At 60.8% G+C, this 18,224-nt stretch carries 15 protein-coding genes; 5 read left to right on the top strand and 10 right to left on the bottom strand.

Features of this window, described 5'->3' with window-relative positions:
- Positions 1-99: 99 nt before the first annotated feature.
- On the top strand, positions 100-1,278 hold the full coding sequence (locus tag BT119_RS24575; RefSeq protein WP_003430692.1) for an acetyl-CoA C-acetyltransferase: 1,179 nt from the start codon (positions 100-102) through the stop codon (positions 1,276-1,278).
- A 39-nt stretch (positions 1,279-1,317) separates the two neighbouring features.
- On the opposite strand, the gene BT119_RS24570 is transcribed toward BT119_RS24575, so the two are convergent.
- The 3 genes from BT119_RS24570 to ptsP are packed head-to-tail and all read right to left on the bottom strand — an operon-like array spanning position 1,318 to position 6,884.
- The gene (locus tag BT119_RS24570) at positions 1,318-3,060 is read right to left on the bottom strand and encodes a PTS fructose-like transporter subunit IIB (RefSeq protein ID WP_003430694.1); all 1,743 of its coding nucleotides are present in this window, start codon (positions 3,058-3,060) and stop codon (positions 1,318-1,320) included.
- Between the two features lie 12 nt (positions 3,061-3,072).
- Entirely contained in the window at positions 3,073-4,014 is a 942-nt protein-coding gene (gene pfkB, locus BT119_RS24565) for a 1-phosphofructokinase (RefSeq protein ID WP_003430696.1), read from the bottom strand.
- Entirely contained in the window at positions 4,014-6,884 is a 2,871-nt protein-coding gene (gene ptsP / locus BT119_RS24560; protein ID WP_003430698.1) for a phosphoenolpyruvate--protein phosphotransferase, read from the bottom strand. Before ptsP ends, pfkB begins: the two co-directional genes overlap by 1 nt.
- Positions 6,885-7,238: 354 nt before the next feature.
- Between ptsP and cra the strand changes: the two genes are divergently transcribed.
- Both cra and BT119_RS24550 read left to right on the top strand, forming a co-directional pair.
- Positions 7,239-8,234: a catabolite repressor/activator gene (cra, locus tag BT119_RS24555; RefSeq protein WP_003371318.1), complete on the top strand. Its 996-nt coding sequence runs from the start codon at positions 7,239-7,241 to the stop codon at positions 8,232-8,234.
- Positions 8,231-9,031: a TatD family hydrolase gene (locus BT119_RS24550; protein ID WP_003371316.1), complete on the top strand. Its 801-nt coding sequence runs from the start codon at positions 8,231-8,233 to the stop codon at positions 9,029-9,031. Before cra ends, BT119_RS24550 begins: the two co-directional genes overlap by 4 nt.
- 34 nt (positions 9,032-9,065) lie before the next feature.
- Here BT119_RS24550 and ampE read toward each other — a convergent pair whose 3' ends face one another.
- The 3 genes from ampE to BT119_RS24535 all read right to left on the bottom strand — a co-directional run bounded on the left by ampE (position 9,066) and on the right by BT119_RS24535 (position 12,929).
- On the bottom strand, positions 9,066-9,902 hold the full coding sequence (ampE, locus tag BT119_RS24545; RefSeq protein ID WP_003371314.1) for a regulatory signaling modulator protein AmpE: 837 nt from the start codon (positions 9,900-9,902) through the stop codon (positions 9,066-9,068).
- 15 nt (positions 9,903-9,917) lie between these two features.
- Positions 9,918-10,466 (bottom strand): 1,6-anhydro-N-acetylmuramyl-L-alanine amidase AmpD, encoded by a 549-nt coding sequence (ampD, locus tag BT119_RS24540; RefSeq protein WP_072367067.1) that lies wholly within the window; start codon positions 10,464-10,466, stop codon positions 9,918-9,920.
- 222 nt (positions 10,467-10,688) lie between these two features.
- On the bottom strand, positions 10,689-12,929 hold the full coding sequence (locus tag BT119_RS24535; protein ID WP_044310143.1) for a DUF1631 domain-containing protein: 2,241 nt from the start codon (positions 12,927-12,929) through the stop codon (positions 10,689-10,691).
- Between the two features lie 352 nt (positions 12,930-13,281).
- Here BT119_RS24535 and nadC point away from each other — a divergent pair, with 352 nt between their 5' ends.
- Positions 13,282-14,130 carry a carboxylating nicotinate-nucleotide diphosphorylase gene (gene nadC / locus BT119_RS24530; RefSeq protein WP_044310142.1) on the top strand — a complete coding sequence of 283 codons (849 nt, stop codon included), beginning with the start codon at positions 13,282-13,284 and terminating at the stop codon, positions 14,128-14,130.
- 47 nt (positions 14,131-14,177) lie between these two features.
- A complete protein-coding gene (locus BT119_RS24525; protein WP_044310141.1) occupies positions 14,178-15,254 on the top strand; it encodes a TIGR00266 family protein in 1,077 nt (358 codons plus the stop codon).
- Positions 15,255-15,478: 224 nt separating this feature from the next.
- Here BT119_RS24525 and BT119_RS24520 read toward each other — a convergent pair whose 3' ends face one another.
- Genes BT119_RS24520 through BT119_RS24505 form a run of 4 tightly spaced genes read right to left on the bottom strand, consistent with a single transcriptional unit; the run spans position 15,479 to position 18,208 of the window.
- On the bottom strand, positions 15,479-16,057 hold the full coding sequence (locus BT119_RS24520) for a TerD family protein (protein ID WP_003371304.1): 579 nt from the start codon (positions 16,055-16,057) through the stop codon (positions 15,479-15,481).
- Positions 16,058-16,094: 37 nt separating this feature from the next.
- The gene (locus BT119_RS24515; protein WP_003371302.1) at positions 16,095-16,670 is read right to left on the bottom strand and encodes a TerD family protein; all 576 of its coding nucleotides are present in this window, start codon (positions 16,668-16,670) and stop codon (positions 16,095-16,097) included.
- A gap of 27 nt (positions 16,671-16,697) precedes the next feature.
- Positions 16,698-17,732, bottom strand: coding sequence for a TerC/Alx family metal homeostasis membrane protein (locus tag BT119_RS24510; RefSeq protein WP_072367066.1), 1,035 nt, complete (start codon positions 17,730-17,732; stop codon positions 16,698-16,700).
- Between the two features lie 26 nt (positions 17,733-17,758).
- A complete protein-coding gene (locus BT119_RS24505; protein ID WP_003371299.1) occupies positions 17,759-18,208 on the bottom strand; it encodes a tellurite resistance TerB family protein in 450 nt (149 codons plus the stop codon).
- Between the last annotated feature and the right edge of the window lie 16 nt (positions 18,209-18,224).

Raw genomic sequence — 18,224 nt, 5'->3', positions numbered from 1 at the left:
TGACGGTTTGCGGCAAACCGTGACCGAGCGGTTCACGGTTGGAACCTGCCGGCCTATCTGTGCCACCATGAGCGCTCAATAACAATGAGGATCAGCACCATGCTCGACGTCGTTATCGTCGCCGCCACCCGTACCGCCGTGGGCAGCTTTCAGGGCTCACTGGCCTCTGTCGCCGCAGTCGACCTCGGCGCAGCGGTCATTCGTCAACTGCTTGCCCGCACCGGCGTGGACGGCACGCAGGTCGATGAAGTCATCATGGGTCAGGTGCTGACCGCAGGCGCTGGTCAGAACCCGGCGCGGCAGGCAGCCATCAAGGCCGGCCTGCCCTTCTCGGTACCGGCCATGACCCTGAACAAGGTCTGCGGCTCCGGCCTCAAGGCCCTGCACCTGGCGACCCAGGCGATCCGCTGCGGCGACGCCGAGATCATCATCGCCGGCGGCCAGGAAAACATGAGCCTGTCCAACTACGTGCTGCCGGGCGCGCGCACCGGTCTGCGCATGGGCCACGCCAGCATGGTCGATACAATGATCACTGACGGCCTGTGGGATGCATTCAATGATTACCACATGGGCATCACCGCCGAGAACCTTGCGCAGCAGTACGACATCAGTCGTGAAGCCCAGGACGAGTTCGCCGCCTTGTCTCAGCAAAAGGCGATGGCTGCGATTGAAGCCGGACGCTTCGCCGATGAGATCACGCCGATCCTGATCCCCCAGCGCAAGGGTGATCCGCTGTCCTTTGCAACAGACGAGCAGCCCCGCGCCGGCACCACCGCCGAGACCCTGGCCAAGCTCAAGCCCGCCTTCAAAAAGGACGGCACGGTCACCGCCGGCAATGCCTCGTCGCTGAACGACGGGGCTGCCGCCGTGATGCTGATGAGTGCCGCCAAGGCCGAGCAACTGGGCTTGCCGGTGCTGGCGCGCATTGCCGCGTATGCCAACGCCGGTGTCGACCCGGCCATCATGGGCATCGGGCCGGTCAGTGCCACGCGTCGCTGCCTGGACAAGGCTGGCTGGTCGCTGGCCGAACTGGACCTGATCGAAGCCAACGAAGCCTTTGCCGCACAGTCCCTGTCGGTGGGCAAGGAGCTGGGGCTGGATCCGCAGAAGCTCAACGTGAATGGTGGCGCTATCGCCCTTGGCCACCCCATTGGCGCGTCGGGCTGCCGCGTGCTGGTGACACTGCTGCACGAGATGATCAGGCGCGATGTGAAGAAGGGCCTGGCCACGCTGTGCATCGGTGGTGGTCAGGGGGTTGCCCTGGCGCTGGAGCGCTAGGGCAGGCAGAAGGCGCGGGACAGCCCGCGCCTTGCATCATCAGGCGGCTGCGGGCGCCACTTCCATGTCAGCAGGCTCCGGACGCTTGATCAGCGCGTAGATCACGCCGGTCAGCACACTGCCGGCGATGATCGCCACCAGATAAAGCAGCGCATGGTTGATCGCGTTGGGGATCAGCATCACGAACAGGCCACCATGCGGTGCCATCAGCTTGCAACCGAAGTACATCGACAACGCACCCGTCAGCGCGCCACCCACGACACTGGCCGGAATCACCCGCAACGGGTCCTTGGCAGCGAAGGGAATGGCACCTTCCGAGATGAAGCACAGCCCCAGCACGAACGCCGCCTTGCCTGCTTCACGCTCGCTCTGGGCGAACTTGCGGCGGGCCAGGATCGTGGCGATGCCCATGCCGATGGGCGGCACCATACCGGCAGCCATCGCTGTAGCCATCGGCGCGTAGCTCTGGGACGCCAGCAAACCGACCGAGAACGCATAGGACGCCTTGTTGATCGGCCCACCGAGGTCGACGCACATCATTGCGCCCAGCACCACGCCCAACAGGATCGCGTTGGTGGTGCCCATGCTGTCGAGGAAGTGCGTCAAGGCTTCGAGCATCCCGGCAACCGGCTTGCCGACCACGTAAATCATCACCAGACCGGTGAACAGGCTCGACAGCAACGGGATGATCAGAATCGGCTTGAGCGCTTCGACACTGGCCGGCAGACGTGCGTAGCGGTTGATCGCGGCAGCACTGTAACCGGCCAGAAAGCCTGCAACGATACCGCCAATGAACCCGGCACCCAGCGTACTCGCCAACAGACCACCGATCATGCCGGGTGCCAGCCCCGGACGGTCAGCAATCGAATAGGCGATGTAACCGGCCAGCAACGGCACCATCAGTTTGAACGCCGCTTCCCCACCGATCTGCATCAGTGCCGCAGCCAGCGTGCCCGGCTCTTTGAACGCGGTGATACCGAACACGAAGGAAAGAGCGATCAACAGCCCGCCCGCCACGACCATCGGCAGCATGAACGACACGCCGGTCAGCAGGTGCTTGTAGACGCCCGTCTTTTCTTGTCTGGCGGGTGACTTGGCGGTGGCCTCATCGGATTCCACCTGCCCTTCCGCCAAGGCTTTTTTCAGGGTCGCCTCGGACTGCTTGAGGGCGATCCCGGTGCCGCAACGGTAGATCTTCTTGCCGGCAAAGCGGTCGGTATTGACCTCGATATCCGCCGCCAGCAGCACCACGTCGGCATCGGCGATGGCCTTGGCGCTGAGCGGGTTGCGCGCACCGACCGAACCCTGGGTTTCGACTTGCAGGTCGTAATTCAGACGCTTGGCAGCCTGCTGGATCGCTTCGGCCGCCATGAACGTGTGCGCGACGCCGGTCGGACAAGCCGTGATCGCAACGATACGCGGTTGCGCGCCCGTATCACCGCTTGCCTGAGGCGCCGCTGCTTCGGACGCCACATGCACCTGTGCTTCTCGCTCGGCGCGCTGCAGAAAACTGTCGACATCCTGCAACGCATGCGCAGGCGAATCCTGAAACAGGCGTTTGCCGACAAAGCGGCTCAGGTCCACCGGACCGGTATTGACCACGAGGACAAGATCGGCGGCTTCGATGTCCTGAGCGGACAAGTGCTGATCGGCCTTATTGGGATCGATGATTTCGACGCTGGTTTCCCAGCCCTGGCGCAGGGCCGCCGCTTCGAGCAATCGTGCGCTGAGTACGCTGCTGACCTTGCCGTTCGGGCAGGCCGTAACTATGGCTAACTTCATGACGATCCTCTCTTATTGTTCTGAAAGGCTGCGTACAGTGACGCCGCCTTCAAGCCGTTTGAGTTGCGCGGCATCGGTGATACCGAAACCGATCTGGGTCACCGCCATGGCGGCAATCGCTGTGGCAGTGCGCAAGGTCTTCTGCGGCTCTTGACCGCTGATCAAGCCGTGCACCATGCCTGCCAGCAGCGAGTCACCCGCACCGACCGTACTGGCCACGGTGACCTTGGGCGGCAGTGAATGCAGTGCCACGCTCGGGCTGAACCAGTGCACGCCTTCGGAGCCTTGAGAGATCACCACATGCTCGATGCCCTGCGCCTGCAAACGCGCAGCCGCCTCGGCTTGTGCAGCGATGGAGATGATCGGTGCGTCGAGCGCATCAGCCAGCTCTTCGGTATTGGGTTTGATCAGCCAGGGCCCGGCCTTCAGACCGGCACGCAAGGCCAGACCACTGCTGTCCAGCGCCACTTTCAGACCGAGGTCCTTGAGCATCAGCAACAGTTTTTGCAGCCACTCCGGCGTGACACCGCGCGGCAGACTGCCCGCCACGACCACCACGTCGAAACCCTGAGCGATCTGTTCAACGCGAGTGAACAGCGCCTGCTGAGCCTCTTCACTGACCTGGGGGCCCGGGCCGTTCAAGTCGGTGATGCGGCCACTGCCTTCGGCCAGCTTGATGTTGCTGCGCGTTTCGCCCGGCACCCGGACAAACTCGTCGACGAACTGACGGCGCTCGAACAACGCCTCGAACGCTTGCTGATTATCAACACCGAGAAAACCGGCAACGGTCAGGTCATGGCCCAGATCAGCCAGCACCTGCGCCACATTCAGGCCTTTGCCCGCGGCGTGAGTGAGCATCGCCGTGCTGCGGTTGACCTGGCCCAGCTCCAACTGCCCCAACTGTACAGTCAGGTCCAGCGCCGGGTTCATGGTCAGGGTAAGAATCTTCGCCATTACACAGCCTCCACAAGCGCGCGGACTTCAGCGGCGCTGCCCGCCGTCAGCGCATTTTGCGCCAGTTGCTGAGCGCTGCTCAGGGTCAGTTCACGTACGCAGGCCTTGACCTCGCCAATGCTGCGCGCCGAAACACTCAATTCATCCACGCCCAGACCGACCAGAATCGGCACGGCCAGCGGGTCTGCAGCCAGCTCACCGCACACGCCCACCCATTTGCCGTTGGCATGCGCAGCGCGCACGGTCATGTCGATCAGTTGCAGCACCGACGGGTGCAGGCCGTCAGCCTGGGCCGACAGCGTCGGGTGGCCGCGGTCGATGGCCATGGTGTATTGCGTCAGGTCATTGGTGCCGATGCTGAAGAAGTCCACTTCCTTCGCCAGCACCGGAGCGATCAGCGCCGCCGATGGCACCTCGATCATGATCCCCAGTTGCAGGTCGCTGACCGGAATTTCCTCGCGCAGGCGCTGGGTCATGTCCCGCGCCTGACGCCACTCTTCAAGCGTGCCAATCATCGGGAACATGATGCGCAGCGGGCCGCTGTCTGCCGAACGCAACAGGGCGCGAAGCTGGCTTTCCATGACGTCAGGGCGCTGCAGGGTAAGACGGATACCGCGGACGCCGAGGAACGGGTTTTCCTCTTTGGCGATCGGCCAGTAAGGCAGCGGCTTGTCGCCACCGACGTCCAGCGTACGCACCACCAGCGGACGCCCGCCCAGATCGGTCAGCACGCGGCGGTATTCAGCTTCCTGCGTAGCTTCATCGGGCGCCTGGGAATGCGCCATGAACAGCAGTTCGGTACGCAGCAGGCCGACGCCTTCCGCGCCCTGCTCCACGGCGGCCGGTGTGCCGGTGCTGTCGCCGATATTGGCGAAGACTTCGACAGCATGACCATCGCGCGTCACGGCGGGCTCCATGCGTGCTTCGGCTGCCGCCTTGAGACGCTGCTCACGCGCGTCACGGTCCTGAACTGCGCGCTGCAGAGTCGCCTCGTCAGGCGCGACGGTCAGCCGTCCGCGCTGGCTGTCGAGCAGCAGTACGGTGCCCGGCTTGAGCAGCAACACTTCATCACCAGCCCCTACCAGTGCAGGAATGCCCAGCGCACGCGCCACGATGGCGCTGTGCGCGGTGGCACCGCCACGTGCGGTAAGAATACCGGCGACCTGCGCCGGGTCGAGACGGGCAACGTCGGACGGGCCGACTTCGTCCATCACCAGAATGTAGGGTTCGTCCGGGGCCGCAACGGTTTCGACGCCACAGATCTGCGCCAGTACGCGGCGACCGACGTCACGCAGGTCTGCGGCGCGCTCGGCCAGCAACGCGTCCTGTAGCTGTTCCTGCTGAACGGCAGCGGTCTCGATGACCGTGGCCCACGCAGCCGCCGCGCTTTCGTCGTTATTGAGGCGCACCTCGACTTCGTTGGTCAGTTCCGGGTCTTCGAGCATCTCCTGGTGGGTGATGAAGATTTCCCGGATGGCCTTTGATTTGCTGCGCTGAATGAGATTTTCGATATCGCTGCGTACTTCGCCAATCGCCTTGTGCAAGCGCTCGCGCTCGGCAGCCACCGACTCACCCCGCTGGGGATAATCGAAGCTTTGCAGCACTTGAATATGCGCCGGCCCCATGGCAATGCCCGGTGAAGCAGAAACGGCCTGCAACACGCTGCCTGCTGGCGGAGCGCTGAGCGGTTTGGCAGCCGCCGGGGCCGGCGCTGGCGCAGCCTCGGTCTGCGAGACAGCAGGCAAGGGTTCGACTTCCTCGCCCAGACCTTGCTCAACGGCAGCGATCAGGGCTGGCAACGCGTCGTCGGCGATGCTCGGCTCGGCAATGAATTCCAGCGTCTGACCACGGCGCGCACCGAGGCTGAGCAGCTTGCTCAGGCTCTTGGCCGACACGGCGGCTTCGCCGGTTTCCAGCACACGCATACGGATCTCGCCGTCAAACTCCTTGGCCAGCTGCGCCAGTATCTTCGCCGGGCGAGCGTGCAGGCCATGGGCGTTGGCCAGCTGAATCTGCCGGGTCGGCCACTCGGCGGGCAGTTCGCCGCCGAGCGCTTCCAGCACGGCGCGACTGTTCGTGGCGTGACCCAACTCGTGGCCACGGCCTTCGATCAGCAACAGACACAGACGCTCGAGCAGCGCCTGATGCGCCTCACCGAGGCTGGCCAGGCAGAACAGACCGGTCAGCGGCTGACCCAGGTAGCGCATGGGTTTGTCGGGGGTGACGAACGCCAGACCGGGACGCTTGACGGTTTGCTCGCTGTGCAGCCACCAGAGGCCATCACCCAGCGACAACGCTTCCACTTGCTGGAGCACAGCGGCAAAACCGTTACTCACGCAGTCGGCCTTGCGCAACAGGCGTGCGCCGCGCCAGACCAGTTCTTCGAAATCGTCGGCCGAAACGCCGAGGCTGATCATCTGGGCGTCGAGTGCCAGTTCCTGCGGAGCGCCCTGCAATAGCTTGAGCAGGTCTTCCGGGGTCTTCGCTTCGCGCAGCGCCTGGCCGAGGTCCTCTTCACCCAGTGCGCGCGTCAGCAGTTGCAGCAAACGCAAGTGCTCGTCGGATTTGGCAGCGATACCAATCGCCAGGTAAACCATTTGTCCGTCGCCCCAGTCCACCCCTTCGGGGAACTGCATCAGACGCACACCGGTGGTGAACACCAGGTCGCGGGTTTCGGGTGTACCGTGTGGGATGGCGATGCCCTGACCGAGAAAGGTCGAGCCTTGCTGCTCACGGTTCATCAGCCCGGTGAGGTAGCCCTCGGCAACCAGACCATCAGCGACCAGGTGGTCGGCAATCAGCTTAAGTGCGGCAGTTTTATCCACAGCCGACTGGGCCATGGATATTTGCTCCAGAGTGAGTTCGAGCATTGCCTTGACTCCTGTGCAGCGCCAAGGCGCCACCTGATTCTTGTTTTAATGACGATCACGTGATCGACAGCTTAGGGGGATGAGGGTGATATCTTTCCGAGCATCGTATCGGACATCACTTTCATCTCGATTGCAGCAGACAACAGGCGTGCTGAATCGTTTAATCTAGAATTGCCCGGCACGTTACTCGATTCTGCGGATTCATTGAAGCCCGGACGGCGCGATCACTGTGGGACAATTCCCAAAATACGTGAAGTACTTGGGAATTTCCTACGGTCTGGTGTAAAGATCAGCGCCATGAAAAAAATAACTCGATTGTCCTGAGCCGCGTACCTAATAAAAGGAAATTCCGGGGTGAAACTGAGCGATATCGCACGTCTGGCAGGTGTTTCTGTCACTACGGCCAGTTACGTGATCAATGGCAAGGCCGAAAAACAGCGCATCAGTCCGGCAACGGTCGAGCGTGTCAAAGCCGTGGTCGAGCAGCACGACTTCCGACCCAACCCGCAAGCGGCGGGCCTGCGCAGCCGTCATAGCAAGACACTGGGCTTCATCCTGCCCGACCTGGAAAACCCCAGCTATGCACGCATTGCCAAATTGCTCGAGCAAGGCGCGCGCAGCCTCGGTTATCAATTGCTGATCGCCAGCTCCGATGACGACCCCGCCAGCGAACTGCAACTGTTGCAGCTATTCCGCGCCCGCCGTTGCGACGCGCTGCTGGTGGCCAGCTGCCTGCCGACCGGTGACGACAGTTACCGGGAATTGCAGCTCAAGGGCACGCCGATCATCGCCATCGACCGGGAAATGAATCCCGAGTTTTTCTGCTCGGTGGTCAGCGATGACCATGACGCCTGCCAGCAACTGACCCACAGCCTCCTGCAAACCCGACCGCGACATATCGCCCTGATCGGCGCACGCCCTGAACTGAGCATCAGTCGCGCGCGTGCAGCCGGCTTCGAACATGCACTCGACGGGTTTACCGGCGCCACCATCATCGAGCACGGCGAAGCGTTCAGCCGCCAGTGTGGTCAGCGTTTGATGACCGAACTGCTACAGCGCCAGGGACATTTTCCGGACGCGTTGATCACAACGTCTTATGTGCTGCTGCAAGGCGTGTTCGATGTGCTGCAAAGTCAGGTGCTGCAATCGCCTCCACTGCATCTGGGCACCTTCGGCGATACGCAGTTGCTCGATTTTCTGCCGTTGCCCGTCAACGCCATGGCCCAGCAACACCAGTTGATCGCCGACAAGGCCCTGCAACTGGCGCTGGCCGCTATCGAGAAAGACGATTACCAGCCCGGCGTGCACGCGATTGCCAGGGCTTTCAAGCAACGTATTCACGAGGCGTGACTGTGACGCTGATCGATACCCATACCCATCTGGATTTTCCGGATTTCGATGCCGACCGCGCTCAGGTTCTGGACAACTGTCTGACGCTCGGCGTTGAGCGCATGGTGGTGCTCGGGGTGTATCAGCGTAACTGGCAGCGGCTCTGGGAACTGACCGAAGCCAACCCCGCCCTGCACGCAGCGTTCGGCATGCATCCGGTGTACATCGATGAGCACCGTACCGAACACCTGACCGAGCTGGGCGACTGGCTGACGCGCCTGAAAGGCCATCCGCAGTTATGTGCGGTGGGTGAGATCGGTCTGGATTATTACGTAGAGCGCCCGGACAAGGCGCGTCAGCAGACGCTCTTTGACGCGCAATTGCAGCTGGCAGCGGACTTCAACCTGCCCGCCTTGCTGCACGTGCGCCGCAGCCATGCCGATGTGATCTCGACGCTCAAGCGCCACAAACCAAAACGCAGCGGCATCATTCACGCCTTTGCCGGCAGCCGCGAAGAGGCACGCGAATACATCAAACTGGGGTTCAAACTGGGTCTGGGCGGAGCGGCGACCTGGCCGCAGGCACTGCGCATGCATCGGGTCATCGCCGAACTGCCGCTGGACAGCGTCGTGCTGGAAACCGACTCACCGGACATGGCGCCCGCCATGCATCCCTACCAGCGCAACAGCCCGCAGCACTTGCCCGACATTTGCGAGGCCATCGCGGAGCTGATGAAGATCAGCCCCCAGCGACTGGCCCAAGCGAGTACGGACAACGCCTGCGAACTGTTCGACTGGCCTCGCCTGTCACACACCTGATGTCACCTGCCTGACCCGTGCGGCCAGGATCGGATCAGAGCAGAAGGGTCCACAGCGCAAACCCTGCGTACCAGACCACCGCAGCACGTACCAGCAGCTCCCAGAGCATGTCGAGGCCGGTGACGCCCTGCGCGCCCATCATCGGCGGCGGAACCTCGCTGGCGGCGCAGCCAACGCGCGTAATCAGTTGTGCAGCGCTGATGTTCCAGTTCAGCAGTTCATGCAGCATCACCCGGGTGACCGCCACAAAATTGCCGACCAATGCGAAGCTGGCGGCGAGCAACCTGACCGGTACCCAGTCAAAGGCATGGCGCAACTGCCCTGCACGCTCGACCAGTGCTGGAGTCTTGCCGTGCTCGGCAGCAAGTGCCAATAGCCTGTAGGCCAACGCAGCCACCGGGCCGAGTACGAAGTACCAGAAAATCACGGCGAAGAAACTCTGAAACGCCTGCCAGAGCAGGTAGCCCTGCACACCCTGCAGCAATTGCTCGCTGTTGTCCGCCTGCACGCCCATGTCGCGCTCGGCCACGTGCACTGCAGCCTGCGCATCGCCGCGTCGGCAGGCATCACGAAACGGCCCGAGCACCGCGACCAGATCCACCCGGCCAAGGCTGTAGATCAACACCAGCAGGTGAATGGGCAGAACCAGCCAGCCATAGGCTACCGAGCCGATGATGGTCAGCGCCAGTTGCAGGATCAGCACGGGCACGAGCACCAGCAGCGCCAGCATCAACCAGGGACGTGTCGAGGTCCGCGGGCTGGCCTCGAGCTTTGCCAGTTCTTTCAGCCACGGCCCGTCACGCTGAACGCGCTGACGCAGGGCAGAAAACTTTTCGATAAGAACGGCCAGCAGTAGCACCAGAAAACTCATTGTTCGTCCCTCACATCAATCCAGCAAAGCCGCTCGAAACCTGGCCCAGTCAAAACAGGGCCCAGGATCAGTCTTGCGTCCCGGCGCCACGTCACTGTGACCACAGATACGCTCGGGGGTGATCGCCTCGAATGCCTGGCGCAACTGTCGCGTCAGGTCGATCAGCGCGTCGTATTGCGCATCGGTGAAAGGCTGGTCATCCGTCCCCTCCAGTTCGATGCCGACAGAAAAGTCATTACACCCTTCCCGGCCCTGAAAACAGGAAACGCCGGCGTGCCACGCACGATCAAGACAAGAGACGAACTGAATGACCTCGCCATCACGTTCAATCAGAAAATGCGCTGAAACGCGCAGATCGGCAATCCCCACAAAGTAGGGATGCTCGTCGGTGTCGAGCCGGTTCTGAAAGAAAGCCTGCACCTTGCCGGTCTTGAATTGCGCTGGCGGCAGGCTGATGTTGTGGATCACCAGCAGCGAGATTTCGCCTTCGGGTCGCGCATTGAAGTTGGGCGAGGGGCAATGCTGCACGCCGTCGCACCAGCCGCTTGCGGAGTCCAGTTGCATGAATGCTCCTTGAACGGGGGTAAATAAGTAGCGCTGATTATGCCCGTGACAGCAGCTGACGTGGGGGTTAGGGTACGGATCCGCGATGTAGGAAACACGCCGTAGATGCAGGGATCTGTGACGGAGCGTCACTGGCACGTGCCGACGCGAGGCGTCGGCACGCTGGTCAATCGGCTGCCTGACGATCAGCAGCGCAGACGAACGATAGCTTTAATCAGTCAATCAGGCGCCCTTGAGGTTGCGCAGGTTGCTGATGACGGACTCCAGAGCCCGATCGAAGAGTAGCGCGTCGTCGAGAATACGCACCGCACCGCGACGAAATTCGACGGCAAGGCCGGTGCGGGTCTTTTCCAGAACCTTCATGCCGGTACGATTGACGAACACATAACGTCCGGTAGGCTCGACAATCGCGGTCAACTTGCAACGCAGCTTGTGCTCTTCATCTTCCTGAATCTCGACCCAGCAACCGACCCGCAACTTGTCGACCATCTGCAGGCCTGCATCGTCGTCGGGTAGCTGAACCACCGGTTCATTGAGCATCTGCTCTTCAGGAGTAATCAGAACGATTTCCTCGACCACCGCCATCATCGGCGGGCCTTCGACGGCCAGGCCGTCTGCCTGAACGGTATCGCCCTCGCCTTCCTGCAAGCGCGAGAAGTGCTGGAAAGCCTGGACATGCAGCGACTCCAGCTGGCTGAAGAATTCGCTGGTGGCAAACGGGTCGAACGCGGCGCTGGTCAAGCCATCACGCAGCGACTTGAGCAGTCCCGGAACCAGCTCCAGCAAGCGCTGCAGAGCCTGCGGGTCGTCGTGCAGCTCGACGCTCCAGATCAACTCGTCCATGGTCTCCAGCCCGGCCTGCCACTCGCTGGACTCTTCGCCATGCTTGAGACAGGTCAACAGCAGGACCTTGCTCCAGGCCTCCTGCAACAGCCGCACAACCACCTCGGGCAAGGTTTTGCCCAATAGGCGCTGATTCAGTTCATGCTGCACCTGCTGCCTGGCCAATTCGGCTCGGGCGCGCCCTTCTTCGGCATCGCGGGTGCGCTGCTCGAGCAACTCGCTGCGGCGACGCTCGTCACTGGTGAAGGCCAGAAAATCCGCCAGCAACTCGGAAAAAATTGCCGGGTCATCGACAAAATCATTGAGCAGGCGCTGCACGATCTGCTCGACACGCTGATACAGCGAGTCGCGCTGATAGTCGTCACGACCGCCCCAGCCCAATGCGGCAGTGGCAATTTCGTTAAGCAGGCGACGGGCAGGATGACTGCCGCGGCTGAAGAAGCTTTTGTCGATGACCGCCACTTTGAGCATCGGAATCTGCAGACGCCCGATCAAAGCACGCAATGAAGGCGTCAGGTTGCGGTCATCGAGAATGAACTCGAACAGCATGGCGATCAGGTTGATGACGTCCTCGTCACCGACACCGACGATTCTGGATTTGCCGGTCTTGACGTTGACTCGCGTCAGCAGTTGTTCCAACTGATTGCGCAGGTCGAAATCGTCTGAAGTGTCCTGCGACGGCACATATTGCTGCAGGTGAGACAGCAGGCGCAGCAGGTCCCGGCTGGAAATCGGACGCACTTCGGCGTTGGGCTCATGACGCGGCGCGAGATTACCGCGCACGTGCAGAAGCAGTTCCTGCAAGGCCGAGAAGACCTCCTGCACACCCTTGTCGAGCTTGTCGGCGGCTTCGTTCAGGGCAGGGTCGGACATCTCGGAGACACGACTTCTGGGCGCCGCCCTGTCGGATGAACGACGGGCCGGCAATGCTTTCATGTTCGGTAATACACCTGTGGCAATCAGCAACTGATTGGCTTCGCTGTACAGGTCGTCCGTATTGGCCAGGACATACTTCTCGAACAGTTTGAGAATGATCAGTTTGACCTTGATCTCGACGCCAAGGCTACGCCCGGCGTCCAGAAAGAACCTGCACAGCATCGCCGGCCCCAGGGGGTTGGAGTCTTCGGCAATGGCTTGCGGAATGAGCACGTTCAGGCGTGCAGTGAGCTGCCCCAGAGCGAGGGCGTCACGGCTCATGACCTTGCTGACCATAGCGTCCACGGCCACGGTCTTCTCGAGATCGTCGTTGTGCACCAGCGACAGCTTGTCGAAGGACACAGGGGCCGGAAGCACAGGCTCCTGAATCTGATACTGGCCCAGGACCAGAAAGGACTCGTAGAACTTGTCGAGGAAGCCACGTTCTATGCTTTTGCGCTTGAGGCGCAGGTCACGCATGGCTTCAAAAAAGATGTTCTGCTCAGTGTTGCTGCGGGCGCGGTCAGCCATTTCGAACAGCGTATCGTCGGCGTTATCGAACAACGCCTGCAATGCATCCTTGAGCTGCTGGGCCGCCTTGTCGCGAACCTGCAACAACACAACGGGTAACCGGGCCAACGGAGTACCCGCCCCCTGCAAAGGGAACGATTTGCTCAACGGCACTACTTTTTCGTCGTTTGGCATTACACCCCCTGACAGGAAACAACCTGAACCCCATCACAAACGTGGCTTGTTACCCTCGCACTGTGAAGCGACCCCCTTGGCCTTGCACAACGTCAAACTCATGGCGTCAATTACAAGTCGGATTATCTTTCAAAACTTGTCATCAACGCCAGTGAGACTTTCTTTCACTCTCGCGAATGAAGCGGCAAGGCATTCATGTGCAGCGATAGACCGCGATATTCGCTTTCCATCGCAAACGAATTTGCCAAACCGACCAACTGCACGTTTACAGGGGTAACACCCTGGCATGGCGCAGGTGGGTAAGCGGGATGCGGTGCCTTATACTCGAACGACTTTGCTACTGGAGCCCGCTATGCCGAATTTACGAATTGCCGACCTGACCGCCGAGATCGAGGCCAATGTGCGTCGCGCATTGCTGGAGGATGTCGGCAGCGGCGATATCACCGCCCAATTGATTCCGGCAGAACGGCTGGCCAAGGCCACTATCATTTCCCGCGATGCAGCGGTGATCGCCGGTACTGCCTGGGTCGATGCGGTCTTCCGGCAACTGGACCCGCGCGTCGCCGTGCACTGGCAAGTGACCGATGGCGACCGTGTCAGTCCCAATCAGGCGCTGTTTCACCTTGAAGGCCCGGCCCGCTCGCTGTTGACCGGCGAACGCAGCGCGCTCAATTTTCTGCAGATGCTCTCGGGAGTGGCCACCCGGGCGCAGTACTTCGCGGACATGGTCGCGGGCACTCAGGTCAAACTGCTGGATACCCGCAAGACCCTGCCGGGCCTGCGCCTGGCGCAGAAATACGCGGTCACCTGCGGCGGCTGTCATAACCATCGCATCGGGCTGTACGACGCGTTTCTGATCAAGGAAAACCATATCGCAGCCTGTGGCGGCATCGCTCAGGCAATAGAAGCGGCGCACCGAATTGCCCCCGGCAAGCCTGTTGAAGTCGAGGTGGAAAGCCTGAGTGAGCTCAGGCAGGCGCTGGACGCAGGCGCCGACATCATCATGCTCGATGAATTGAGCCTTGATGACATGCGCGAGGCTGTGCGCCTTACCGCAGGCCGTGCCAGCCTTGAAGCCAGCGGCGGCATCAATGACGACACCCTGCGGGTGATTGCAGAAACGGGTGTCGATTACATTTCCATCGGTGCGATGACCAAGGACGTGAAAGCCGTGGACCTGTCCATGCGCCTGAGCCTCTGACGCATCGCGCACAGCCAACTGTCACTATTCGCTCGGGAGTAGACGCTTTGGAACAATGGTTTGTGATGAACGCGGGCAAGCAACTCGGCCCGATGGACGCGGATGCTGCGCGGCTGATTGCCCGTGAGTCGCCCGGCGCGTGGTGCTGGAAGCAGGGCATGCCGGACTGGCAGCCGATCTATCAGGTGCCGCAGGTGCGCGCCATGAAGAAGGACGGGGTGACGCCTTTTCCTGATCCGACGCCGGACATGATCCAGCCCAGGCCGTCCGCGCTGCCGGCGCAGGCAACCCCGACACCCGCGCCGGCCTCTGTGCCCGCCAGACGCCCTTCGTTTACGCCCGACCCGAACGCCTCGGGCGGCTATGGCCTGGCGCAGACCACCGATGGCGTGGACTTCAAGCTGTACGGCACGGAAACCCAGTTCATCGAACTGGAGCTTGACCCTGGCGAAAGCGCCGTCGCCGAAGCCGGAGCGATGATGTACAAGACCTGCGACGTGCAGATGGAGACCATCTTCGGCGACGGCAGCAATCAATCGTCCGGGCTGCTGGGTTCGCTGTTCGGTGCAGGCAAGCGCATGCTGACCGGCGAGAGCCTGTTCACTACGGTGTTTTCGCAACAGGGTTCAGGCAAGGGCCGCGTGGCGTTTGCAGCGCCCTACCCCGGCACGATACTGCCGCTCAACCTGCGCGACTTCGGCGGCAGGCTGATCTGTCAGAAAGACAGTTTTCTGGCTGGCGCCAAGGGCGTCTCCATCGGTATCCAGTTCCAGAAGAAAATCCTCACCGGCCTGTTCGGGGGCGAAGGTTTCATCCTGCAAAAGCTGGAAGGTGACGGCTGGGTGTTCGTGCACATGGGCGGCACGGTGCGCAAGATCGAACTGGCGGCAGGCGAAGCGCTGGACGTCGACACCGGCTGCCTGGCAGCCATGACCCAGACCGTCGATTACGATATCCGCACGGTCGGTGGCGGCATCAAGTCGATGCTGTTCGGCGGCGAAGGGGTTTTCTTCGCCAGACTGACCGGCCCCGGCACAGTATGGCTGCAAAGCCTGCCCTTCTCCCGACTGGCCGGGCGCATGCTGGCCGCTGGACCATCGGGTGTGGGCAGAAGCGAACGTTAACTTCAGCACTACGTTATTGGACCGAAGACTGTGCTGCGCACTTGCAACTATCGTGCGGCGCTCTGCGTCGCATGCATTTCCGGACGCTCCGCGTCCTCTTGACGACGCAGAGCGACGCGACATGCATTCCCACGCTGGAGCGTGCGGAACGATAGCGGTAATCAGCACCCAATAAAAAACCCCCGCCATCGCTGGCGGGGGTTTTTATTGGGCGCTGCTCGGGTTTAGCCGATTGCCACGCCGTGAGCTTCTGCCAACGGCTTCAGACCGCCGGCAAAGCCCTGGCCAATGGCCTTGAACTTGAACTCTTCGCCATTGCGATACAACTCGCCGAAGATCATCGCGGTTTCGGTCGATGCATCTTCCGACAGGTCGTAACGAGCAACTTCCTTGCCGTCAGCCTTGTTCACAACGCGGATGTAAGCGTTGGAAACCTGGCCAAAGCTTTGCTTGCGCTCTTCAGCGGAATGGATGGTAACCGCGAAAACCAGCTTCTTCACTGCTGCTGCCAGGCCAGTGAGCTTGACCGTTACCGACTCGTCATCGCCTTCGCCAGCGCCTGAACGGTTATCGCCCAGGTGCTCGACCGAACCATCAGCCGACTTCTTGTTGTTGTAGAAAATGAAGCTGCTGTCGTCCAGCACTTTGCCATTTTCGCCAACGATGAAGATCGAAGCATCCAGGTCGAACTCGGTGCCATCGGTCACACGCGGATCCCAGCCCAGGCCCACGGTGATTTCTGTCAGGCCAGGAGCCTCTTTGGACAGGGAAACGTTGCCGCCTTTACTCAGACTTACTGCCATGTTCTTGATCCTTTCCAGAAAAGTGGTTGGGCGTGAATCAGAAATTCATGCCGAAAGAGTTGGCTACGGCTTTCAGTCCACCGGCAAAACCGCTACCCACGGCGCGGAACTTCCACTCGCCATTGTTGCGGTACAGTTCGGCGAAAATCATCGCGGTTTCAGTGGAAGCGTCTTCTGCCAGGTCGTAGCGAACAACTTCAGAACCTGACTGCTCATTCAATACGCGAATGAACGAGCCACCCACCTGACCGAAGTTCTGCTTGCGGCTGTCTGCGTCGTGAATGGTCACGACGAAAACAACTTTCTCCACATCGGCAGGGACACGGGCCAGATCGACCTTGAGGACTTCGTCATCGCCGTCGCCAGCACCGGTACGGTTGTCACCGGTGTGCTCGACAGAACCGTCGGCGCTCTTGAGCTGGTTGTAGAAAATGAAGTCAGCTTCACTGCGGACCTTGCCATTGGCGGCCAACAGGAATGCGCTGGCGTCCAGGTCGAAATCCTGTCCGTCAGTGGCTCGCGGATCCCAGCCCAGACCGATCAATACGTTGGTCAGGGTAGGGTCGGTTTTCGACAGCGAAAGGTTGCCACCTTTTTGCAGAGTCAAAGCCATGATTCGTTTATCTCCTTTATCCAGTGTTTACGCTTTTTCTTCCGCGGATTCGTCTTTGCCCGGGAAGAGCAGGCTTGCAACGATACCGATGATCAATACGACGACCACAACCAGCAGGCTGGTGTTGGCGCTGATCTCGTAACCGTGATGGAACAGGTGGTTGGTTGCATTCAGGCCCAGTTTGACGGCGATGAAGAACAGCAAGGCGATAACCGCTTTCTCCAGGTGCACCAGGTAGCGCTTGAGGGCTTCCAGAACGAAGTACAGGGTACGCAGACCGAGAATCGCGAACAGCATGGCCGAGAATACGATCAGCGGCTCGCGGCTCACGGCGATGATTGCAGGCACGGAGTCGAACGCGAACAGCACGTCGGAGATTTCCGCCACAACCAGACACAGGAACAGCGGGGTCGCGAACAGAGCGCCTTTGGCCGCCAGCGTGATACCGGCGTTTTCAGGCTTTTTGACTTCCTGCTCGAGAACCGAGCGACGAACGAAGAAGTTGCTGCCGTGCAGTTTTGGCCACACCGGGAACAGCTTCTTGGCGAAGCGATAAGCCATGTGTTGCGAGTAGTCGACTTCTTCGTCGTCGTCATCGGCCGCCCTGAGCATCATGATGGCTGTCCAGGCAACGATGACCGCAAACACCACTTCGACCCATGGACCCAGCGCCAGAAGGCCGGTACCAATGGCGACGAAGATGCCGCGGAAGACGATGGCACCGATGATGCCCCAGTACAGAACGCGGTGACGCAGGCCATCCGGAATCTTGAACCAGGAGAACAACGCCATGAACACGAACAGGTTGTCGACGCTCAACACTTTTTCCAGCGCGTAACCGGTCACGAACAGCGTGGCGACTTCAGAGCCGTGCTGGACATACAGGAAACCGGCGAAGGCCAGCGAAATGGCGACCCAGAAAATCGACCACGCCGAGGCTTGCGCGAGGGTGATTGGCTTGTTTCCACGGTGGGAGAACATGTCGATAGCCATGGCCGTAACGGCCAGACCGACGAAAACCGCCATCGTGAGTGGAGGGAAGCCTAGAGAGGTGCTTTCCATTTAACTGCGTTCCTTAGGGTAAAAAATTACAGGTCGAAATCGGACGGGTTGAGGCCAAGCTCTCGACAGATCGTGCGGCAGACTTCCCGCTCTTTCTCATCGAAGCTGCCATCGGCGCCGCCGATAGCACAGCAGACGCGCACCAGCAAACGGGCTGCATCTTCTTTCTTTTTGATCTTGCCGATGGTTTTCAAGGCCTCGGCACGACCAATTTCAAAATCGAACTCGAACTTTGAGCAGGCTTCCTGGAAGCCCTGGATGACGTCCTTCATGTCGAAAACTTTCAGTTCCTGAGAGTTCTGAATGAAGCCGGCCATTTTCTGCTTTTCACTGGAGCTGATATCACCGTCTGCGGCCGATACCAGAGCACAGCCGGAAACCACAGCCTCCATGAATTCGCGATTCTTGAACTTCGAGACTTCCGAAGCCAGCTTGTCGCGAGCAGCTGTTGCGTTTGTTTTCAACCAGTCCAGCATGTCTATCTCCCATGAG

It is taken from the genome of Pseudomonas sp. NFACC10-1 (assembly GCF_900119195.1).
Lineage (GTDB): Bacteria > Pseudomonadota > Gammaproteobacteria > Pseudomonadales > Pseudomonadaceae > Aquipseudomonas > Aquipseudomonas cerasi.
This window is presented reverse-complemented; position numbering and strand designations above follow the sequence as displayed.